Origin of the sequence: Streptomyces sp. NPDC003720 (assembly GCF_042875075.1) — a bacterium.
Taxonomy (GTDB): domain Bacteria; phylum Actinomycetota; class Actinomycetes; order Streptomycetales; family Streptomycetaceae; genus Streptomyces.
The window spans coordinates 151,504-173,245 of sequence record NZ_JBIANZ010000004.1 but is presented as its reverse complement, the minus strand read 5'-3'; the positions used below and the strand labels follow the sequence as shown (position 1 = coordinate 173,245).

The window sequence follows — 21,742 nt, the reverse complement described above, 5'->3', positions numbered from 1 at the left end:
CATACGCGCTCACACGCACGGTCTGACCTGCGGAATCCCATCCGGCTGCGGGGCTCGTCGCCCGGTCACGCCGTCGGGCGCCGCGACGGCGCCCGACGACTGTGCACAGCTGTGGACGGCCTCAGCCGCTGAGCCGCACCGGCATGATCAGGTACTTGTAGGCGTCGTCCGCCTCCGCGTCCAGCGCGGGCCTGCCGCTGAGCAGCGCCGGCTTGGTGGACGTCGTGAACGACAGCTGCGCCACCGGGGAGTCGATCGCGCTCAGGCCGTCCAGCAGGAACGTGGGGTTGAAGGCGATCGAGATGTCGTCGCCGTCGAGCTGGGCGTCGACCCTTTCCACAGCCTGTGCGTCGTCGCTGGAACCGGCCTCCAGGATCAGCACGCCCTGCTCGAAGCTCAGCCGCACCGGGGTGTTCCGCTCGGCGACCAGGGCCACGCGCTTGACGGCCTCCACGAAGGGGGCGGTCTCGATCACCGCGACGGAGTTGAACTCCGTCGGGAACAGCGTGCGGTACTTCGGCAGGTCGCCCTCGAGGAGACGGGTCGTCGTCCGCCGGCCGGCGCCCTCGAAGCCGATCAGGCCCTCACCGGCGCCCGAGCCGGACAGCGCCAGGATGACGCTGTCGCCGCTGGTGAGCGCCTTGGCGGTGTCCTGGAGCGTCTTGGCGGGCACCAGGGCGACCGCGGAGACGTCCGGGTTCTCCGGCTTCCACAGGAACTCGCGGACCGCGAAGCGGTAGCGGTCGGTGGACGCCAGGGTGACGGTGTCGCCCTCGATCTCGATGCGCACACCGGTGAGGACGGGCAGCGTGTCGTCGCGGCCGGCGGCGATGGCCACCTGGGACACGGCGGCCGCGAAGACCTCGCCGGGCACGGTGCCGGTCGCGTTCGGCATCTGCGGCAGCGCCGGGTACTCCTCCACAGGCAGGGTGTGGAGTGTGAACCGCGAGGAACCGCAGACCACGGTCGCCCGTACACCGTCTGTGGAGATCTCCACCGGCCGGTTGGGGAGGGCGCGGGAGATGTCGGCGAGCAGGCGGCCGGAGACCAGGACGGTGCCGTCCTCGTCGACCTCGGCCTCGACGCTGACCTTCGCGGAGACCTCGTAGTCGAAGCTCGACAGGCTCAGCTGGCCGTCCTCGGCCTTCAGCAGCAGGCCGGCGAGGACAGGCGCCGGCGGACGGGCCGGGAGGCTGCGTGCCGCCCAGGCCACTGCCTCCGCGAGTACGTCGCGTTCCACCCGGATCTTCACCGTAAGCCGCCTCCTGCTGTTGCTACTGAGTCCTCCGACTCGGTGTCACCGCCCACAGCGACGGGAAGGACACCGGGGACCAGTCTGACGCACCGCACTGACAGTAGGTGCCGGTCGGGGTCAAGTCGCTCCGAGGGGCAGCCGGGCTCGAGACGGCGAGTTGTGCACAGGCCCCGCTTCGAAACGGATTCCCAGCTCTCTCTAGTCGGGAGTAGTAGTAGGGGCTGTGGATACCGTGGATAACCACGTTTTCCCAGCTCAGCGCCGGAATTTTGTCCACTGACCCTGTGGGTGGAGGCGGTGGACAACCAGGGGTCTCTGTGGAGAACGGAAAGTTCTGCACACACCGCCCACAGCCCGAGCGCAGTTCTCCCCAGCTGCGTCCCCAGGTTTACCCACGTTTCCCACACCCCAATCCGGCAGCCTCGTGTGACGGCTTTCACTCGACGCGGTGATCCGGCGCGTGGCGTTGCCGAACAGTGGACAGCCATGTGGAGAAGCCGGTGATCGCTGGGGACAACCGCCGCCGGCCTGTGGGCCACCCGTGGACAACTCCGTGCACAGCCTGTGGATCTCCGGGTCGTCCACAGTCTGTGGAGATCCTTCGTCCACGATTCCACAGGCCGCTGAGCTGCACGGACGTCATCTCCCCAGCGTTCCTGTGGACGCGGTTCGGGACAACTCCGCGGTCCCCAGCATGTGGAGGGAAGAAAGTCGGTGAATCTGTGGAGAGCGGCCGTAACCACGCGGGTATTCGAACACCAGGTGGCCGGGGAGGGACGGTCGCGAGCGCGGACAACGGCGGCCGACGGCGGTGAACGGGGGCGATCGAGGCGGCCCACACGTCGGCAGACGGTCGTGGAAGCGCCGCCGCGGGATGCCGGCGACAGCGCGGGGCCGTCCCGGTCACGACGACAGCGAAGGGCCGTCCCGGGCCGCGACGACAGCGCGGGGCCGTCCCGGTCACGACGACAGCGAAGGGCCGTCCCGGGCCGCGACGACAGCGCAAGGCCTTCCAGGTCCGGACGCACAGCAGGGCGCCCCCGGGATCTCCTCCCGGGGGCGCCCTCTTGTCTTCTGTGCGGACCTGCGGCTGGGTCAGCCGTTCTTGATCCGGTTCGTCAGTTCGGTCACCTGGTTGTAGATCGAGCGCCGCTCGGCCATCAGCGCGCGGATCTTCCGGTCGGCGTGCATGACCGTCGTGTGGTCGCGGCCGCCGAACTGCGCGCCGATCTTCGGCAGCGACAGGTCGGTCAGCTCACGGCACAGATACATGGCGATCTGCCGGGCCGTGACCAGCGCACGGCCCCGCGAGGTGCCGCACAGGTCCTCCACCGTCAGACCGAAGTAGTCGGCGGTGGCCGCCATGATGGCCGGCGCCGTGATCTCCGGGGCGGAGTCCTCACCGCCGGGGATCAGGTCCTTCAGCACGATCTCGGTCAGACCCAGGTCCACCGGCTGCCGGTTGAGCGACGCGAACGCCGTCACCCGGATCAGCGCGCCCTCCAGCTCACGGATGTTGCGTGAGATCCGGGAGGCGATGAACTCCAGCACCTCCGGCGGGGCGTTGAGCTGCTCCTGGACCGCCTTCTTGCGCAGGATCGCGATGCGCGTCTCCAGCTCGGGCGGCTGGACGTCGGTGATCAGACCCCACTCGAAACGGTTCCGCAGCCGGTCCTCCAGCGTGACCAGCTGCTTGGGCGGCCGGTCGGAGGACAGCACGATCTGCTTGTTGGCGTTGTGGAGCGTGTTGAAGGTGTGGAAGAACTCCTCCTGCGTCGACTCCTTGTCCGCGAGGAACTGGATGTCGTCGACGAGCAGGATGTCCATCTCGCGGTAGCGCTTGCGGAAGCTGTCGCCCTTGCCGTCGCGGATGGAGTTGATGAACTCGTTGGTGAACTCCTCGGAGCTGACGTACCGCACCCGCGTGCCCGGGTAGAGGCTGCGCGCGTAGTGACCGATGGCGTGCAGGAGATGCGTCTTGCCGAGCCCCGACTCGCCATAGATGAACAGGGGGTTGTACGCCTTCGCCGGCGCTTCGGCGACGGCCACCGCGGCCGCGTGCGCGAACCGGTTGGAGGCGCCGATGACGAAGGTGTCGAAGAGGTACTTGGGGTTCAGGCGCGCGGTGGGCTCGCCGGGGCCGCTCGCCGGCGCGGGCTGCGCGGCCAGCGGGCCGGGGGCGCCGCCCTTGCCGGCCGGCGGCAGGTCCGGACGGACCGGGCCGCCGCGGCGCGCGGGACCCGCGCCCGACGGCTGGTCGGGCAGCTCGCGGCGGACCGGGTCGCGCTGGTCGTAGTCGGCGCGGGGCGCGTCGTAGTCCGGGCGGTCGTAGTCCTGCCGCTCCGGGCGCTCGTAGTCCTTGCGGTCCTTGCGCTCGTAGTCCTGCCGGGAGTCGTACTCCGGGCGGTCGTAGTCGGAGCGGGGGCCGTCGTACTCGCCGCGCTGCTGCTCGTAGGCCTGGCGCTCCCGGCCCGGCGAGCGGTAGTCCTGCGCCGGCGGCCCGTAGCTGTCCTGGGAGGGACCGCCGTACGAGTCCTGCGAGGAGGCGTAGGGGTCGCGCTCGGGGAAGCCGAGCCGCGGCTGCTGCCAGCCGCCGTACTCGTCCCGTGCGTGCCGCGGCCAGGCGCCGGGCTCGGGGCGCTGGTACTCGGACGGGTAGGCGGGCCGCGCGGTGGGGAGCTGGTCACCGCGGGACGGAGGTTCGCCGCCCTGCTGCGGATCGGCGGCACGGTGGCGGCCGTAGCCCTCGTACGGTCCGGAGGGCAGCTCGGGCTCCTCGTAGCGCGGCTGCGGCTGCGGTGCGGACGGCTGCGGGGCCGGCGGTTCGCCCGCGGAGTCGTCGACGGTGATCGCGATGCGGATGGGGCGCCCGCACTCGCGGCTGAGGGTCTCGCTCACGACCGGCGCGAGACGGCCCTCCAGTACGCCCTTCGCGAATTCGTTCGGCACCGCGAGCAGGGCGGTGTCCGCGACCAGCGCGAGCGGCTGGCAGCGCCGGATCCAGTGCTCGTCCTTCACCTCGACGCCCTGGCCACGACCCTCGCCGAGGAGCTGCTCCAGTACTCGTGGCCACACTGCGGCAAGATCGGCAGGTACGTCAGCCACAGGGCACGCTCTCTCGCAGGTCCCACGAACGTGTGGTTCGGGGACGGGTTCGGGATGAAGATCGGGTGGACGGGTGGGGCGATCCCGCTCGGGCGGGGACAAAGGAACGAATCGGAGTCCAGCCACGGTAGTCAGCGCGGCGGGTAGGGTTCAAGTTGTTGTCCCCAGCCTGTGGACAGTGTCCCTCCTGGCTGCTGGTTTGACCGAATGGCGCGGCCCCGCGTACCGTAACCAGGTCGAGTTGTCGATGGCTGCTGCCGCCTGCCTCCGATGGGCACAGATCACTAGCAGGTGATCGGGAAGCGGTGCACTCGGGCGTGAAGCGAGCTACTCGTGGGCGCACGGTGACAGCCAGGACGGCACCCCGCCACCACCGATTCTTTTCTGGAGCCCCCGAGTGAGCAAGCGCACCTTCCAGCCGAACAACCGTCGTCGCGCGAAGACCCACGGCTTCCGCCTGCGGATGCGCACCCGTGCCGGCCGCGCGATTCTCGCGAACCGCCGCAGCAAGGGTCGCGCCAGCCTGTCCGCCTGATTCGATCAGGTCATGACGTCGTGCTGCCTACCGAGCATCGGCTGAGGCGGCGCGAGGACTTCGCGACCGCTGTACGACGGGGTCGCCGGGCCGGCCGCCCGCTCCTCGTCGTCCACCTTCGTAGCGGTGCCACGGACCCGCACGCGCCTGGGGAGAGCGCTCCCCCGACGCGTGCGGGTTTCGTCGTGAGCAAGGCAGTGGGTGGCGCGGTCGTGCGCAATCAGGTCAAGCGCAGACTGCGCCACCTGATGCGTGACCGAGTCGCTCTTTTCGCCCCCGGTAGCCTGGTAGTCGTACGAGCGCTGCCCGGAGCGGGCGACGCAGACCACGCACAGCTGGCCCGAGACCTGGACGCCGCCGTCGAGCGGCTGCTGGGAGGGGGCGCGCGATGAAGTACCCACTGCTGGCCCTGATCAAGCTGTACCAGTGGACGATCAGTCCACTCCTTGGGCCGGTGTGCAAGTACTACCCCTCGTGCTCCCACTATGGCTACACGGCCATCGACCGGCACGGTGCGATCAAGGGAACGGCTCTCACCGCCTGGCGCATCCTCCGGTGCAATCCGTGGTCGCTGGGCGGCGTGGACCATGTCCCGCCGCGCAAGCGCCCGCGGTGGCACGAAATGCTGCGCAACGCTTGGCGCGCACGCAAGGGCGGAACCTCCGCCGCCGAACCGGCCACCGAGGAGAAGACTCGATCCGACCTTCCTTCGAGCCCGGCCGCAGAGACTTCGTCCCATGCCCAAGGAGCATGATTAGTGGACACGATTGCCAGCCTTTTCAGCTTCATCACGACACCCGTCTCATGGGTCATCGTCCAGTTCCACACGGTGTACGGCGCCATCTTCGGTCCCGACACCGGATGGGCCTGGGGCCTGTCCATCGTGTCCCTGGTGATCCTGATCCGCATCTGCCTGATCCCGCTCTTCGTGAAGCAGATCAAGGCGACCCGGGCCATGCAGACGCTCCAGCCCGAGATGAAGAAGATCCAGGAGCGCTACAAGAACGACAAGCAGCGCCAGTCCGAAGAGATGATGAAGCTGTACAAGGAGTCGGGTACCAACCCGCTTTCCTCGTGCCTTCCCATCCTGGCGCAGTCGCCGTTCTTCTTCGCCCTGTACCACGTGCTCAACGGCATCGCCTCGGGCCAGACCATCGGCGTCATCAACACGTCGCTGCTGGAGAGCGCCCGTAAGGCGCACATCTTCGGCGCCCCGCTCGCCGCGAAGTTCAAGGACAGCGCCAGCACGATCGAGGCCCTGGGCGCCTCGGTCACCGACGTCCGCGTCGTGACCGTGGTCATGATCGTCCTGATGTCGGCGTCGCAGTTCTACACGCAGCGCCAGCTGATGACGAAGAACGTCGACACGACGGTGAAGACGCCGTTCATGCAGCAGCAGAAGATGCTGATGTACGTCTTCCCCATCATGTTCGCCGTCTTCGGCATCAACTTCCCGGTCGGTGTCCTCATCTACTGGCTGACCACCAACGTGTGGACCATGGGCCAGCAGATGTACGTCATCCACAACAACCCGACCCCGGGTTCCAAGGCTCAGGCCGCCTACCTCGAGCGTCTGACCAAGCACGTCAGCCAGCACGGCAAGGTCCGCCGCCGCAGCGAGAAGACCATCGTCAAGGCGATCGTCGCCAAGGGCCGTGACCGCAACGAGTTCGAGCGCAAGTTCATCAACGGCCTGACCAAGGCGGGTCTCGCGGCCCAGGCCGACGGCACCGTGGTGAAGAGCGAGAGCCATGCCCTGGCTGAGACCGAGGACGGTACGGCCACCGCGGTCGCCACCGCCGCGCGGCGTCAGCAGCCCAAGCGCCAGACCAAGGCTCAGCGTCAGTCCGGTACGACCAGGCCGGCGGGCGAGGGCCCCTCGCTGGAGAAGTCCGACGACGAGCCGCAGGACGACGTCAAGCCCGCCGCTGCCAAGCAGCCCCAGAAGCCCGGCTCCGGCACCCGCAGCAAGGCCCAGTCCGGGCAGCGCAAGGGTGGCCCGCAGCGGCCCAAGTCCCCGTCCAAGAAGTAAGAAGGAGCCCATCCCGTGACGGAAGGCACCACCTCCGCCGCTGCCGAGGGTGCAGACACCCTCACCCGCCTTGAGCAGGAGGGCGAGATCGCGGCGGACTACCTGGAGGGCCTGCTCGACATCGCCGACCTCGACGGCGACATCGACATGGACGTCGAGGCCGACCGCGCCTCCGTGTCGATCATCAGCGACGCCGGCAGCCGTGACCTGCAGAAGCTGGTCGGCCGGGACGGCGAGGTGCTCGAGGCTCTCCAGGAGCTCACGCGCCTGGCCGTGCACCGGGAGACCGGTGACCGCAGTCGGCTGATGCTGGACATCGCGGGCTTCCGGGCCAAGAAGCGCACCGAGCTGTCGGAGCTGGGTGCCAAGGCCGCCGCCGAGGTCAAGAGCAGCGGCGAGCCCGTGAAGCTCAAGCCGATGACGCCGTTCGAGCGCAAGGTCGTGCACGACGCGGTCAAGACCGCCGGGCTGCGCAGCGAGTCCGAGGGCGAGGAGCCCCAGCGGTTCGTCGTCGTACTGCCCGCCTGATCGGCACCTCTCGTTCCACGGCCCCGTCTGCCTGCAGACGGGGCCGATCTTTGTCAGCCTGGTAGTTCTGGTGGCCGGTGCACGAAGCCCGGCGCTGTACGGAAGGACGGTCCCCGTGACGGAGGCAGCGGAGCTTCCCCCCGCGCCCGAACAGGCGCGGGAAGTGTTCGGTGAGCGCTTCGCCGATGCGGTCCGCTATGCGGAGCTGCTCGCCGAGGCGGGAGTGCAGCGTGGCCTGATCGGCCCGCGCGAAGTGCCCCGCCTGTGGGAACGGCACCTGCTGAACTGTGCGGTCCTCTCGGAGGCGGTTCCCGAGGGCGTGACGGTGTGCGACGTGGGCTCCGGAGCCGGCCTGCCCGGCATCCCGCTGGCCCTGGTCCGGAGCGACCTGAACATCACCCTGCTGGAGCCCCTGCTGCGGCGCACCAACTTCCTCACCGAGGTGGTCGAGCTGCTGGGCCTGGACCATGTCACCGTGGTGCGTGGCCGGGCCGAGGAGGTCATGGGCAAGCTGCCGCCGGTCCATGTGGTGACCGCTCGCGCCGTGGCCCCGCTGGACCGACTGGCCACCTGGGGCATCCCCCTGCTGCGTCCCTACGGGGAGATGCTCGCGCTCAAGGGGGACACCGCCGAGGAGGAGCTGAAGGCGGCCGCCACGGCCCTCAGCAAGCTGGGCGCCGAGTCGACGTCCATCCTTCATGTCGGCGACGGTGTGGTGGATCCGCCGTCCACCGTCGTCCGGGTGGAGGTTGGTGAGAGCCCGGGCGGGGTGCGGTTCGCCGCCAAGCGCGCCAAGGCCGCTCGAACGGGTCGGGCGCGACGACGTCGCTGACCCGTAGAACCGACGTCTCGGGGTCGTGCCGGGAACGAGACGTACTCCACACAAGCTGCCAAACCCATGCAAGCCGGAGTGTCGCGGAGATCCGATCGCTGTAGCTGTGCATCGTGTTTCACGTGAAACGTCGCTCACTGCTCCACGGCATCATCAGTCGGGGCCGCGCTGCGGCCGAACCTCGTGACCGTAAGCCTCTCGGTTCACTCGGAAAGGCAGCGGAGTTGTCCACAGAGGTGGATTTCTCCACAGAACAACAGGCCTCACTGGTTCACGACCCCGAAGACATGGGAGGCTCTGTTCATTGCGAGCCTGAAGTCGAGGAGAGTGAATCCTTGCGGTCCGACGCCAACATCGCGGGACCGATGACCGATCCGGTCCCCGGTCCCCGTACCGAGTCGATGGGGGCGGATGTTTCACGTGAAACACCGCCTCCGATGGACGACACTCCCATCGGTCGTGCTGCCCAGCTGGCGGTGGAAGCTCTGGGGCGCGCCGGCGAAGGCCTGCCACGACCCGAGCAGACCCGAGTCATCGTGGTCGCCAACCAGAAGGGCGGCGTCGGTAAGACGACGACGACCGTCAACCTTGCCGCCTCGCTGGCTCTGCACGGCGGCCGCGTGCTGGTGATCGACCTCGACCCACAGGGCAACGCCTCTACCGCGCTGGGGATCGACCACCACGCCGAGGTCCCGTCGATCTACGACGTCCTGGTGGAGAGCAAGCCTCTCGCCGATGTCGTCCAGCCCGTCCCGGACGTCGAAGGCCTCTTCTGCGCCCCGGCCACGATCGACCTCGCTGGTGCGGAGATCGAGCTTGTCTCCCTGGTGGCTCGGGAGAGCCGGCTGGAGCGGGCTATCCAGGCGTATGAGCAGCCGCTCGACTACATCCTCATCGACTGCCCGCCGTCGCTGGGCCTGCTGACGGTCAACGCTCTCGTCGCCGGCCAAGAGGTCCTCATCCCCATTCAGTGCGAGTACTACGCGCTTGAGGGCCTGGGGCAGCTGCTGCGCAACGTCGACTTGGTGCGAGGGCATCTCAACCCCACCTTGCACGTGTCGACCATCCTGCTCACCATGTACGACGGCCGGACGCGTCTTGCCTCCCAGGTCGCGGAAGAGGTGCGCACCCACTTCGGCGACGAGGTGCTGCGGACGAGCATTCCCCGTTCGGTCCGTATCTCCGAGGCGCCGAGTTACGGGCAGACGGTGCTGACCTACGATCCTGGATCGAGTGGCGCCCTCTCCTACCTTGAGGCCGCCCGAGAAATCGCGCTGAGGGGCATTGGCGTCAGCTATGACGCGAGCCAGGCCCACATCGGCGCCCAGACCGATCCGAACATGGTGGAGGGCATCCAGTGAGCGAGCGACGGAGGGGGCTGGGTCGTGGGCTCGGCGCACTGATCCCCGCTGCCCCGACTGAGAAGGAGCCGGCTCCGGCCACGATGGGCGGCCAGGTTTCCACGTCACCGTCCGCGGTGCCGTTGATGTCGGACCGTGGCGTCGCCGCGGCGAAGGTGGCCACGCTGCCGTCTGTTTCACATGAAACCGAGGAGCCCCCGGCGGCTCCGGCCGCCGAGGTCCCCGCGCCGCCGGTGGGGGCGCACTTCGCTGAGCTCCCTCTCGACTCCATCACGCCGAACCCTCGCCAGCCGCGTGAGGTATTCGACGAGGACGCGCTCCACGAGCTGATCACCTCCATCAAGGAAGTCGGTCTCCTCCAGCCGGTCGTCGTCCGGCAGCTCGGGCCCGCCCGCTATGAGCTGATCATGGGCGAGCGCCGCTGGCGGGCCTGCCGTGAGGCCGGCCTCGAGGCCATCCCCGCGATCGTCCGGGCCACCGACGACGAGAAGCTCCTTCTCGACGCCCTGCTGGAGAACCTGCACCGGGCGCAGCTCAACCCGCTGGAAGAGGCAGCCGCCTACGACCAGCTCCTGAAGGACTTCAACTGCACCCACGACCAGTTGGCCGACCGGATCGGGCGCTCGCGTCCGCAGGTCTCCAACACTCTCCGGCTGCTGCGGCTCTCTCCGGCCGTGCAGAAGCGGGTGGCCGCGGGCGTCCTCTCGGCTGGTCATGCCAGGGCGCTGCTGTCCGTCGAGGACTCGGAGGAGCAGGACCGGCTCGCTCATCGCATCGTGGCGGAGGGGCTGTCCGTCCGGGCCGTCGAGGAGATCGTGACGCTGATGGGCTCACGGCCTCAGAAGGCTTCGCGGTCCAAGGGCCCCCGGGCCGGAGGCCGGGTCTCTCCGGCGTTCAATGAACTGGCGACACGCCTCTCGGACCGCTTCGAGACGCGGGTGAAGGTCGAACTGGGCCAGAAGAAGGGCAAGATCACCGTGGAGTTCGCCTCCCCGGAGGATCTCGAGCGGATCCTGAACACGCTCGCCCCCGGTGAGCGCCTGGCTCTCCAGCAGAGCCTTCAGGAGAGCGCAGCCGACGGGTCCGACGACTGACCGTCGCTCCCCGCCCTGGTGAGTTGAAGAGCGGACGGCGTCCGGTTGTACCGGAAGGCGGTCCGCTCTTTGCTTTGAGGCGGTATCGAGGAAATCGCATCGTGGATACGATGCGGATGGGTATGGCGCATCCACCTGGCGGATCTCTGAGTGGGGAGACAGGGGCCATGCGATTGATGAGCCGGACCGGATTGGTGAGCGCGGGCCTGGGCATCGGGGTGGTCGGCGGGTTCGTCGGCAGTCTGCTCAGACAACGGAGCGTCCTGACAGCAGCCCGCGATGCGGCGGGTGAAGGAAGCGAGGAACAGCTTTCATGGGGCGACGGCTCGTACCGCTCACGCTGGACAACCTCGAGGACCTACCCCGGCGCTGTCGCTCGTGTGTCTTCTGGGAGCTGGATCCCGTCAGCGGCGAGGCCGCGGTAAAGGCCGGCACGTCCGCGCTGGAGAAGGAATCCTGGATCTCGGCCGTGCTGCTGGACTGGGGCTCATGCGGCCGCGTGGTCTACGTCGACGACGTTCCCGTCGGCTTCGTGCTCTACGCGCCGCCGGCCTACGTGCCACGCTCCACGGCCTTTCCCACGAGCCCACTGTCACCGGACGCCGTCCAGCTCATGACGGCGTTCATCATGCCCCGCTATCAGGGGCAGGGACTGGGCCGGGTGATGGTCCAGACGGTCGCCAAGGATCTGCTCCGCCGCGGCTTCAAGGCGATCGAGGCCTTCGGTGACGCCCGCTGGAAAGAGCCCGCCTGTCTGCTGCCCGCGGATCACCTCCTGGCCGTGGGGTTCAAGACGGTACGGCAGCACCCCACGCACCCCCGTCTGCGACTGGATCTCCGCTCCACCCTCTCCTGGAAGGAAGACGTGGAGCTGGCGCTGGACCGGCTGCTGGGGGCGGTGCAGAAGGAGCCGGCACTGCGGCCGCTGTAGCGGACGTGCGGCCAGGGAAGCCAGACCATGCGAATGGGCCAACCCGTCGGGGTTGGCCCATTCGTGTTTCACGTGAAACATGCGCCGCCGGTGCGACGGCATCGACCGACTACTCGGCGATGAACTCCTCGAGGTCCCGCACGATGGCGGCCTTCGGCTTGGCGCCCACGATCGTCTTGGCGACCTCGCCGCGCTGGTAGACGTTCAGGGTGGGGATGGACATGACGCCGTACTTGGCGGCCGTGCCCGGGTTCTCGTCGATGTTGAGCTTGACGATCTCGATCTTGTCGCCGTACTCGGCGGCGATCGCCTCCAGCGACGGGGCGATCTGGCGGCACGGACCGCACCAGGCGGCCCAGAAGTCCACCAGGACGGGCTTGTCGTTCTTGAGGACGTCCTGCTCGAAGGAGTCGTCGGTCACGTTCTTCAGAGTGCCGGCCACGGCGGGCTCCTTAACTTGGTCGTGCGGTGAGGCGGAAGTGGGCGAGGGTCAGACTGCGGCGCTTCAGACGGCGGCGGTCTTCTCGGGCTCAGCCTTGTCCTCGTCCGCGAGGGCGGCGAGGAAGCGCTCGGCGTCGAGAGCGGCGGAGCAGCCGGTGCCGGCCGCGGTGATCGCCTGCCGGTACGTGTGGTCGACCACGTCACCGGCGCCGAAGACCCCGGTCACGTTGGTGCGGGTGGACGGGGCGGCGACCTTCAGGTACCCCTCCTCGTCGAGGTCCAGCTGGCCCTTGAAGAGCTCGGTGCGCGGGTCGTGGCCGATCGCGATGAACAGGCCGGTCACCGGCAGCTCCGACAGCTCGCCGGTCTTGATGTTGCGCAGCTTGAGACCGGAGAGCTTCTGGTCGCCCTGGACCTCGGCGACCTCGCTGTCCCAGACGAACTTGATCTTCGGGTCACCGAAGGCGCGCTCCTGCATCGCCTTGGAGGCGCGCAGGGTGTCGCGGCGGTGGACGATCGTGACCGACTTGGCGAACCGGGAGAGGAAGGTCGCCTCCTCCATCGCGGTGTCGCCACCGCCGATCACGGCGATGTCCTGGTCCTTGAAGAAGAACCCGTCACAGGTGGCACACCAGGAGACACCGCGGCCGGAGAGGGCGTCCTCGTTCGGCAGACCGAGCTTGCGGTGCTGGGAGCCGGTCGTGACGATCACGGCCTTGGCCCGGTGGACCGTTCCGGCGGTGTCCGTGACGGTCTTGATCTCACCGGTCAGATCGACGGAGACGATGTCGTCCGGGATCAGTTCGGCGCCGAAGCGCTCGGCCTGGGCCCGCATGTTGTCCATGAGGTCGGGGCCCATGATGCCGTCGCGGAAGCCCGGGAAGTTCTCCACGTCGGTGGTGTTCATCAGGGCACCGCCGGCGGTGACAGCGCCCTCGAACACCAGGGGCTTCAGCGACGCGCGCGCGGTGTAGAGCGCCGCCGTGTAGCCGGCGGGCCCGGAGCCGATGATGATCACGTTACGGACGTCGCTCACGGCTTGATTCCTCGTCTCTGGTCTGTGTCAGTCGACCGGTGGAGTCCCTTGCGGAGCTCTCACCCCACCCAACGGATCCTAGGGGGTTCGCATTCCCGGTGTGTCCGGGCACACGGGGGTTGGCACAGGGTACGGATGACCGCGCCGACGCCGAGAAATCCTCCGACGCCTCAGGACCGGGGAAACGACTGTTTCATCAGTACCTTGCCGGCGGAGTCGGGACGCTGATGGACACAGTCCGCGTCGACGACATAGGCGGTCACCCGGGTGCTGTCCTCGGTGTCGGGCACCACGACTAGGTAGGCGCTCTTACCGCCGTAGATGCCGGTCTTGGAGCCCAGGACGTCGTCCCGGCTGTTGATCGCCTGGCGGACACAGTCAGGGACCGGGGGCTGATCCTGGAGCAATGTATTGGCGCTCTGGGTGGACACAGGGCCGGTCTGCTCGGTCTCGACCCCCGACCGCGGCTCAGACGAGTGGTGCTGCCTGGCCTTGCCCGTGGCCAGCAGACCCTTGACCTGGCTCTGCACGCTGTCTCCGGAGAAGCTGCCGGCGGACGGCGTCGTCGTGCCGTGGGCCGTCGTGCCTGACCCACCGCCGTTGAGGGACTGCAGCACAAGGGACCCGGCGCCCAGGACCGCCGCGGTGAGAAGGGAGCCGAGGACGACGGTCCTTCGGCGGCGCCCCCGCCGTGCGTCCTTGCGTCCCGGACCTGTCGCAGCGGCGGAACGACCAACGGGGCGGTTCGACTGCATCGATGTTTCACGTGAAACACGAATACCGCTCTGCTCAGGGACGGTCGAGACGGGTAGCGACTCGGCGGCGAGAGCCGCATCGAGGCGCTCGGCAACGTCGGCCGGCATACGAGGGGCTTCATCGAAGGTGCCGAGCAGCCCCCGGATCTCCTCCAGTGAGGCAAGGACGTCCGCACACGGCTCGCATGCCTCCAGGTGCCGCTGTACCTCGGCGCCTCGGTCCTGTGGGAGCAGACCTTCGGTGAGGTCGGAGATCTCCGCGACGTCCGGGTGCCCGGCCGTGTCTGCCGTGGAAGTCACGCTCGCCCACCTCCGCCCTTCGCTACGGCTGAATCACTCGGACCCGCGTCCCCGGCTTCTCTGCCGCCAAGGCCCGTTGCAGGTGGGACGGATGTCCCCTCCACCCGGTTCCGTCCCGGAGCGGGTTCTTTTCCGTCTTCGGTGCTTCCGGGCCGCAGATGGCCGAGCAGGGGAAGGAGTCTGGCTCTGCCCCGGGCGCACCGGCTCTTCACCGTGCCGGTGGGCACGTCGAGCATCCGGGCGGCCTCGGCGACCGGATACCCCTGCATGTCCACGAGGACCAGAGCCGCGCGCTGGTCGTAGGGAAGCGTGCCGAGCGCCTCGAGGAGCTGCCGGTGCAGATCGTTGCGCTCGGCGGGAGCCGAGGCCGACTCATGCGGCTCCAGCAGCTGCTCCAGCCGCTCGGTGTCATCGACCGGGGCGGTCTTACGCGTGGCGGCCTTCCGTGCTCGGTCGAGACAGGCGTTCACGGTGATCCGGTGCAGCCAGGTCGTGACGGCCGACTGGCCCCGGAAGGTGTGCGCGGCCCGGTAGGCGGACACCAGGGCGTCCTGGACGGCGTCAGCGGCTTCCTCCCGGTCGCCGAGCGTCCGCAGCGCCACGGCCCAGAGTCGGTCCCGATGCCGCCGGACGATCTCGGCGAAGGCATTGGGATCGCCCTCTACGTGTCGGGCGAGCAGATCCTCGTCCCGTGCGTCGCCGTATCCGGCGCCATCTCCCATCGGCCCCTCCCGAGTGGAGACCTCAGCTGGTCACCTTGATGTCTGCCACTCGGCCGCGCCAGTGGCCCTCGTTGTCCGCGGGCAGCTTGGTCAACCACACGAGGAGGTACTGCGTCTTGAGCGACTTGCCGGGCTTGAGCGTCACCGTGGTGCCCGAGCCGCCGGCAACCTTGCTGTAGGCGTTGAAGGTCGTCGGCTCGGATCCCGCGCCCGCGTCTGCGGCGCGGAGTTCGACCGAGGTCTCACCCACGAACGTGATGCTCACCTGGCCGACCTGCTGGACCTTGCCGAGGTCGAGCTTGACGCCGACTCCCGACTTCAGATTGCCGAACTCGGGGCTCAGGTAGTAGTCCGTCTGCCAGTAGGAAGCGGTGCTGCTGTCGTAGACCTTGTCTATGTCGGCCGGCTTCTCGGACTGGTCGGTGCCGAACGGGTCGAAGTCACGGGCGCCCTTGATGGCGATGGGCTTGCCGTCCGTGGGCTTCTTCGGGCTCTTGTCGCCGCCGTCCTGCGTCTGGGTGTTGTTGGTGTCGTTCGAGTTGTCGCCCTGGTCCATCAGGGCCTCCGCGAGCTGCCAGCTCCCCAGGCCGAGCGCGGCGATGAGCAGGGCGGAGACCGCCCACTTCAGCACCTTGCCGGTGCGGCTCTGCAGCGGGGGCGGCGGGGACACGAGCGGCTGGGTGACGCCGGAGTGCGGCGCGGGACGCCCGTAGGTGCCCTGCTGGTACGTGGTGCGCTGGTACTCCGGCGGTGCGGTGAAAGCCGGCTCTGGCGGGCGGATACGGGGCATCTCCCCGATCGCCTTGACCAGTTCCTCCGGCGTGGTGCACGCGGCCTCGTGACGCGAGGCGGTGGCCCCGTCGTTGACCAGGGCCCGCATGGCGAGTTCGGACAGGCCGCGGTGCACACCGGCCCGTACCTGGTCCGGTGCGATGAGGCCGATGTCCTTGGGCAGTCCTGACAGGCCGTAGGCGTCGTTCTCGTACGGCCAGCGCTGGGTCAGCGCCGCGTACAGCAGGGCGCCGATGGATTCGGTGTCCGTGCGCTGCGGGGTGTCGGAGCTGATGCCGCGCAGCGCCGCGTTCACGGCGAGACCGCGAATGCGCCACTGACCGGTGGAGGCGCGCAGGACGGCGTTGGGGTTCAGTCGGAGATGGGCGAGGCCTTCGCGGTGGGCGGCGGCCATGGCCGAGGCGACCTGACTGACCATCTGGTAGGCGTCGTGCGGCTCCAGCGGGCCGGCCGCGAGCAGCGCGGTCAGTTCGGTGGCGTCGGGCAGCCATTCGTGCACGACGTAGACGAGGTCGTTCTCCTCGACGGCGTCCAGGACCTGGACGAAGCGCGGATCACCGAGCAGCGCCGAGGACCGGGCGGCGGCCAGCACCGACCGTGCCCGCGCATGATCCGCGGGGAGGATGTGGACGCCGACGGCACGACGGAGTTTCTCGTCGACCGCGCGCCAACTGCTGAATCCGTCCAGACGGGTGACGCACTCCTCGAGACGGTAGCGTCTGGCGAGCTTGTGACCGCTGTGCAGTTCGGGCGGCGAAGCCTTCTTACCGGGGCCCTCCGTCCCGGCGCTCCCCTGTGCCTCGTCGCTGTCCGTGTCCCGCTCCGGGTTATGGGCCACCCCGTCGGCCGTGGACTGGTCCGCCTTGGCGGTCAGCGGCTTGTCACCGCTGTTGTCTGCCACGTCGACGGCAGCCGTGCTCCGTTCCGCCACCGTCGTCCCTGCCTCCCCATCCGTTGCACGCTGTCCGACGCCGAATCCAATTGTGCCCACAGTCCGCTGCTATGCACGACACACGGCCGCAGACGATGGTTGTGCGCCTACCCCCGCCTCAGCGCCCCAGACGCCCGCGGACCATACCCACGAGCGAGTTGAGCTCCTCGATCCGCATCTTGCGGGCGGCGACGAAGAAGATGCCGAGCAGGACCGCGCCACCGGCGATCAGCGCGGCGAACGAACCGACGACGCCCTGGCCGAGAGTGTGCCCGATGCCGTAGCAGGCCGCACCGCTGAGCAGGGCCGCCGGCAGCGAGGCGATGGCCAGCCGGGCGTAGGTGCGCAGCACCCGGGCGCCGTCCAGGTCACCGCCGAGCCGCTTGCGCAGCCGGCGCCAGGCGACGCCCACTCCGATCGCGTAGGCGAGGCCGTACGAGGCGGCCATGCCCGCCACCGCCCAGCGGGCCGGCAGCAGGAAGTAGCAGAGTCCGGAGGCGGCCGCGTTGACCGCCGCCACGATGACGGTGTTGTAGAAGGGGGTGCGGGTGTCCTCGTACGCGTAGAAGGCGCGCAGGACGACGTACTGCACCGAGTACGGGATCAGACCGAGGGCGAAGGCCATCAGCACGTAGCCCATGTTGGTGGCCGAGCCGATGCCCGCGGAGCCGAAGATCAGCGTGCACATCGGGATGCCGAGCGCGAGGAAGCCGAAGGCGATGGGCACGATGGCCACCGCGGTGGTGCGCAGCCCCTGGGAGATGTCGTCGCGGACGGCCCCGCCGTCACCCTCGGCGGCCGAGCGCGAGATGCGCGGCAGCAGCGCCGCCATCAGGGACACCGTGATGATGGCCTGCGGCAGACCCCAGATCAGCTGGGCGTTGGCGTAGGCGGCCAGGCCGGTGCCCTTGCCGCCCGAGTCGGCGCCGGCCGCGGTGGACAGCTGGCTCACCACCATGGCGCCCAACTGGTTGGCCAGCACGAACAGGACCGTCCACTTGGCGAGCATCGCGGCCTTGCCGAGGCCGTGGCCCCGCCAGTCGAAGCGCAGCCGGATCCGGAAGCCCGTCTCCCGCAGGTACGGGATCATCGCGAGCGACTGCACCACCAGACCGAGCAGCACACCGACGCCGAGCAGCCGCTGGCCCTGGGGCGGGATGCTCTCGACGCCCAGGTGGGAGTTGGCCGCGGTGCCGTAGACGTAGATGAACATGCCGAGCGAGACGATGATGACGATGTTGTTCAGGACCGGGGTCCACATCATCGCGCCGAACCTGCCCCGCGCGTTCAGGATCTGACCCATCACCACGTGGATGCCCATGAAGAAGATCGAGGGCAGGAAGTAGCGGGTGAAGGTGACCGCCACGTCGTTGGCCGCCGGATTGTCGGCGACGGTGGGGGACAGCAGCCGCACCAGCAACGGCGCCGCGAACATCGCGAGACCGGTCAGCGCGGCCAGGGCCACCATCACGAGGGTCAGCAGCCGGTTGGCGAAGGCCTCGCCGCCGTCCTCGTCCTCCTTCATGGAGCGCACGAGCTGGGGCACGAAGACGGAGTTCAGACCACCGCCGACGGTGAGGATGTAGATCATCGTGGGCAGCTGGTAGGCCACCTGGAACGAGTCGGCGAGCACGCCGAGACCCAGAGCGGCGGCGATCAGCGCGGAGCGGACGAACCCGGTGAGCCGGGAGACCATCGTGCCCGCCGCCATGACCGCGCTGGACTTCAGCAGCCCCGCGGCCTTCCCGCCCTTCTTCGGAGCGGGCGCGGTGGCCGTGGCGGCGGCCGCCGATCCGGCGGGCTCGGAAGCCGCCGCCGGTGCCGGCACGGAAGACGGAGCGGAGCCGCCGGGCGCGGCGGACCCTGCCTGGTACGACACCTCCGCGTACCGGTTCGGGTGCTGCGGGCCCTGGGCGTTCGGCGGAGCCGGGTAGGAGCCTGCGGGACCCTGACCCGCGCCCGGCCCGGGGACGGCCGGGGGATCCATCGGCGCGGGCCCGCCGCCCTGCTGCTGGTCCCGGAAGAGGTGCGCGAAGGCGTCCGGCTCGTGGTACTCCTCACCGGAGTGCGTGACCAGGTCGTCCACGCCCACGAACTGGGTCGTGCGGGGATCGTCGCCGTACGGCAGAAAGGGGGCCGCGCCGTCGGGCTCCGGCGCCGGGGTCTGCGCCCAGACCCGCGGGTCCGGCGCGTGCGGAGACTGGGCCGGCGGGGCGTACAGCGGCTGCTGCTGCTCGTAGGTGCCCGGGGGCGGCGGCGGGTGCGCGGCACGGTCGTACAGCGCCTCGGCGACCGGGTCCTGGGCGGCGAGGTCCTGCGCCCGGTAGGGGTCCTGGTCGTAGGCGTCCTGGAGGTACATGTCCCCCGCGTGCTGCGGCGGCACCTGGCCGGGCTCATGCGGCGGCTCGGGGTAGCCCGAGCCGGCCGCGCCCTGGCCGCGATCACCGTCGTACGGCGCGTTCATGGTTACCCCACCTCATCGTCCCGGGCCACACCGGCCACGACATCGCTCAACGGTCCACTCTCTCACCCGTCCCGGACGGGTCGGTGTTTTCCGGTGCGGTGTCCGGCGCAGGGTCACTCGGCTGCTCCGGGCCCTCGGCCCCGGACGGGGCGTCGGACTGGTCGGGGAGACGGTCTCCGGAGGCGTCGGGGTTCCCCGGATCCTCGTCGGTTCCGCCACCCTCCGTGCCGGGACCGTCGTCGTCTGCCCGCCGGGCCGCCGCGCGCTTGCGCTGGGTGTACATCCGGAACCCGGCCAGGACGAGCAGGAGCACACCGCCGCCGATGACCAGCATGACGGTGGGGGTGACCTCGGTGACCTTCACGTCGAAGCTGACGGGGTCGCCGTACTCCTGGCCGTCCTGGGTGTAGAGCTGGGCGGTGACCGTGACGCGGCCGTTGGCGTTGGCCGCGGTGGTGAACTTCACGGACTGGCTGTGGCCGCCGGACACCTCGACACGCTGCTCGTCGTAGGCCTTGCCGCCGATCTTCAGGCGGGTCGGCTGCGTCGAGGTGAGCCGCAGGACCAGGTGGCTCACGGGCTGCACGAGGTTGTTCTGGACGGTCACCGGAATGGTGGCGCTGCGCCCGGAGAGCTTCGTCTCGGACTTGTCGATCAGTTTGACCTGGTCGGAAAGATCGTCGAGCCAGGCCTCGACATCGCCCCGGAAGCTGTCCGCGTCCGCGCCGCGACCGCGCCAGGACGTGGACATCTCGCGGTTTATGGCCCGTCCGAACGGGGTGATCACCCGGGACTGGTCGCTGAGGACCACCTTGAAGTTGTCGAGCTTGTCCTGGGTGCGGGCGATCTGCTCGAAGGCCGTCCTCGGGAGTTCCTGCCTGCGCAGCGAGGCCGGGTAGGCGGACGTCGACGGGATGCGGGTGGTGGCGTCCGGGTCCGGCTTGGCCTTGGCGGCCGCGGTGAGGTTCTGTGCCTGGGACCAGGTGCTGCCCTGGAGCTGCTTCACCGCCGCGGCCATCGCCTGGGCCTGGCTCGCCGACGGCATGCGCTGGGGAGCGACCACGATGTTGCGCTGCGCGTCCGTCTGCGCGTTCACCTCGAGGCTCTGCGCCAGGAACTGCTGGACGGCGAGCGTCGCCGAGCCCGCCTTGGTCAGGTCGTCCTCGAAGGCCGTGGACAGCCGTGCGTCGGAGACCACCGCCGTCGTACCGCCGCCGACGGGGCGGGCCGCGGACGGGGTGTAGGGCAGTCCGGCGGTCTCCTGGAGGCTGTCGCTGCTGGCGATCACGCGGTCGGCTCCGGCAGAGGTGGCGACCTTCATGATCGAGGGATCGACCGCGCCGTCCACGGGCCAGGCGAAGTCGGTCGTCGGTGTGACGTGAAGCACGGTCTTCACGGTGGTGGCGGCGACGTCGGTGGCGTCCTTGAGGTGGCTGAGCGAGCCGGTGACGCTGGTGCCGCGGTGGGCCAGGGAGGCCAGGTCCGGATCGGCGAAGGGCAGGGCGACGACCTCCTTGCCCACGACGGCCTTCTGCAGTTTCGCCAGCCACTGCTTGGCGACCGCCTGGTGCGGGCCGGCCTTGGTGGTGCCGTCCTCGCCCTGGAGCCGGTAACCGCCCGCCATGGCGTCCACCGAGGCCAGCAGGTCCGGATCGATCACCCAGGTGACGTCCAGGTCCTTGCCCAGGTCCAGCATCTGCGCCAGCCGGCCGCCCGGTGTGATCTCCTTGGCCAGGTCGTCGTCGAGGAAGACCGGCGTCTGCAGCTCGCCGGGGCCCGTCCGCGCCGTCATGTGGGACGTGGAGATCAGCGGCCACAGGACGGTGGTCCTGGTCTTGGTGTCCGCGTCGGACGGCTGCCACGGCAGGAACGTCCGCTGGATGCCGAGCGTCTGGTCCCAGGGCTGGGCGGAGGTCTGGCCGGACAGGGCCACTCCGAACTCGTAGACGCCGTCCTGGCCCAGGTCGAGCTGGTCGACCGGGACGGAGATGCTGAAGGGCTGCGCGACGCCGGGGGCGAGCTTGGCGAACTTCTCCACGTACTTGCCGCCGACCTCGGGGCCGGTGCGGGTACGGAGGTCGTCGGGGTGGCGGGAGACGGCGTCGATCGCCGAGCGGGTGTTCAGCAGGGGGCCCACCCGCAGGCCCACATGGGCGCCGGTGACGTTCTGCTTGCCGGTGTTCGTCACTGTGCCGGACACGGTGACCGTGTCCCCGTCCGTCGGGGCGCCGGGGGTGAGCGAATCCAGGGAGACGGACACCGGGCTGGACGAGGCGGCCTGCGCGGGCGCGGCGGCGGACAGCTGCAGGAGTCCCGCCAGCAGCGGCGCACCGGCGAGCAGTGCTCCGGTGCGCCGCAGCCACCGGCGGGCAGGTGAGGCACTGGTCCCCTGGAAGTCAGCCGCCTCGGCCACGCGCTCGCCCGTCCCTCGTCGTCGTCAGTGGTCGTCGGAATGTGCGTCCACGCATGGTAACGAGGCGCGCCGAGTGGAAGTGCCGCGGTCTGCCCAGCAAGACCAGGGAACAGTGGCGCCACGTCCTCTATATCCAGTATCGAGGGGAGAGCGCTTGTACGCCGTAAGCACTGGGCTTGTGCGGGTATGCCGGGAGGGTCCGCGCCGCTCAATGG

At 69.4% G+C, this 21,742-nt stretch carries 18 protein-coding genes; 9 read left to right on the top strand and 9 right to left on the bottom strand.

The window, feature by feature from the left end:
• Positions 1–121: 121 nt before the first annotated feature.
• Entirely contained in the window at positions 122–1,252 is a 1,131-nt protein-coding gene (gene dnaN, locus ACFYU0_RS12630; protein WP_351661777.1) for a DNA polymerase III subunit beta, read from the bottom strand.
• A 1,098-nt stretch (positions 1,253–2,350) separates the two neighbouring features.
• The gene (gene dnaA, locus ACFYU0_RS12625) at positions 2,351–4,360 is read right to left on the bottom strand and encodes a chromosomal replication initiator protein DnaA (RefSeq protein WP_389300223.1); all 2,010 of its coding nucleotides are present in this window, start codon (positions 4,358–4,360) and stop codon (positions 2,351–2,353) included.
• A gap of 397 nt (positions 4,361–4,757) precedes the next feature.
• On the opposite strand from dnaA, the gene rpmH reads away from it, so the two are divergent.
• The 9 genes from rpmH (at position 4,758) to ACFYU0_RS12580 (ending at position 11,673) form a co-directional block, all read left to right on the top strand.
• Positions 4,758–4,895 carry a 50S ribosomal protein L34 gene (gene rpmH / locus ACFYU0_RS12620; RefSeq protein WP_005482975.1) on the top strand — a complete coding sequence of 46 codons (138 nt, stop codon included), beginning with the start codon at positions 4,758–4,760 and terminating at the stop codon, positions 4,893–4,895.
• Between the two features lie 20 nt (positions 4,896–4,915).
• Entirely contained in the window at positions 4,916–5,287 is a 372-nt protein-coding gene (gene rnpA / locus ACFYU0_RS12615; RefSeq protein ID WP_351661771.1) for a ribonuclease P protein component, read from the top strand.
• Complete coding sequence (gene yidD, locus ACFYU0_RS12610; protein ID WP_389300220.1) at positions 5,284–5,649, top strand: membrane protein insertion efficiency factor YidD; 366 nt, start codon at positions 5,284–5,286, stop codon at positions 5,647–5,649. The genes rnpA and yidD overlap by 4 nt, the downstream gene beginning before the upstream one ends.
• 3 nt (positions 5,650–5,652) lie before the next feature.
• The gene (gene yidC, locus ACFYU0_RS12605; RefSeq protein WP_351661766.1) at positions 5,653–6,927 is read left to right on the top strand and encodes a membrane protein insertase YidC; all 1,275 of its coding nucleotides are present in this window, start codon (positions 5,653–5,655) and stop codon (positions 6,925–6,927) included.
• Positions 6,928–6,942: 15 nt separating this feature from the next.
• Positions 6,943–7,455 carry a R3H domain-containing nucleic acid-binding protein gene (locus tag ACFYU0_RS12600; protein ID WP_351661763.1) on the top strand — a complete coding sequence of 171 codons (513 nt, stop codon included), beginning with the start codon at positions 6,943–6,945 and terminating at the stop codon, positions 7,453–7,455.
• A gap of 115 nt (positions 7,456–7,570) precedes the next feature.
• Positions 7,571–8,287, top strand: a complete 717-nt coding sequence (rsmG, locus tag ACFYU0_RS12595; RefSeq protein WP_389300216.1) for a 16S rRNA (guanine(527)-N(7))-methyltransferase RsmG — start codon at positions 7,571–7,573, stop codon at positions 8,285–8,287.
• A gap of 287 nt (positions 8,288–8,574) precedes the next feature.
• On the top strand, positions 8,575–9,648 hold the full coding sequence (locus tag ACFYU0_RS12590) for a ParA family protein (protein ID WP_351662156.1): 1,074 nt from the start codon (positions 8,575–8,577) through the stop codon (positions 9,646–9,648).
• A complete protein-coding gene (locus tag ACFYU0_RS12585; RefSeq protein ID WP_351661758.1) occupies positions 9,645–10,742 on the top strand; it encodes a ParB/RepB/Spo0J family partition protein in 1,098 nt (365 codons plus the stop codon). The genes ACFYU0_RS12590 and ACFYU0_RS12585 overlap by 4 nt, the downstream gene beginning before the upstream one ends.
• A 313-nt stretch (positions 10,743–11,055) precedes the next feature.
• Entirely contained in the window at positions 11,056–11,673 is a 618-nt protein-coding gene (locus tag ACFYU0_RS12580; RefSeq protein WP_351661755.1) for a GNAT family N-acetyltransferase, read from the top strand.
• Positions 11,674–11,782: 109 nt separating this feature from the next.
• Here ACFYU0_RS12580 and trxA read toward each other — a convergent pair whose 3' ends face one another.
• The 7 genes from trxA to ACFYU0_RS12545 all read right to left on the bottom strand — a co-directional run bounded on the left by trxA (position 11,783) and on the right by ACFYU0_RS12545 (position 21,527).
• Positions 11,783–12,115, bottom strand: coding sequence for a thioredoxin (gene trxA, locus ACFYU0_RS12575; RefSeq protein ID WP_351661752.1), 333 nt, complete (start codon positions 12,113–12,115; stop codon positions 11,783–11,785).
• Between the two features lie 63 nt (positions 12,116–12,178).
• On the bottom strand, positions 12,179–13,150 hold the full coding sequence (trxB, locus tag ACFYU0_RS12570) for a thioredoxin-disulfide reductase (RefSeq protein WP_351661749.1): 972 nt from the start codon (positions 13,148–13,150) through the stop codon (positions 12,179–12,181).
• Between the two features lie 170 nt (positions 13,151–13,320).
• Entirely contained in the window at positions 13,321–14,205 is an 885-nt protein-coding gene (locus ACFYU0_RS12565; protein ID WP_389300212.1) for an anti-sigma factor family protein, read from the bottom strand.
• Positions 14,202–14,927 carry an RNA polymerase sigma factor SigM gene (sigM, locus tag ACFYU0_RS12560; RefSeq protein ID WP_389300211.1) on the bottom strand — a complete coding sequence of 242 codons (726 nt, stop codon included), beginning with the start codon at positions 14,925–14,927 and terminating at the stop codon, positions 14,202–14,204. The genes ACFYU0_RS12565 and sigM overlap by 4 nt, the downstream gene beginning before the upstream one ends.
• 22 nt (positions 14,928–14,949) lie before the next feature.
• On the bottom strand, positions 14,950–16,650 hold the full coding sequence (locus ACFYU0_RS12555; RefSeq protein WP_351661740.1) for a protein kinase family protein: 1,701 nt from the start codon (positions 16,648–16,650) through the stop codon (positions 14,950–14,952).
• A 118-nt stretch (positions 16,651–16,768) separates the two neighbouring features.
• Positions 16,769–19,114, bottom strand: coding sequence for a murein biosynthesis integral membrane protein MurJ (gene murJ, locus ACFYU0_RS12550; protein WP_389300209.1), 2,346 nt, complete (start codon positions 19,112–19,114; stop codon positions 16,769–16,771).
• 46 nt (positions 19,115–19,160) lie between these two features.
• On the bottom strand, positions 19,161–21,527 hold the full coding sequence (locus ACFYU0_RS12545; RefSeq protein ID WP_389300206.1) for a DUF6049 family protein: 2,367 nt from the start codon (positions 21,525–21,527) through the stop codon (positions 19,161–19,163).
• Positions 21,528–21,742 lie beyond the last annotated feature (215 nt).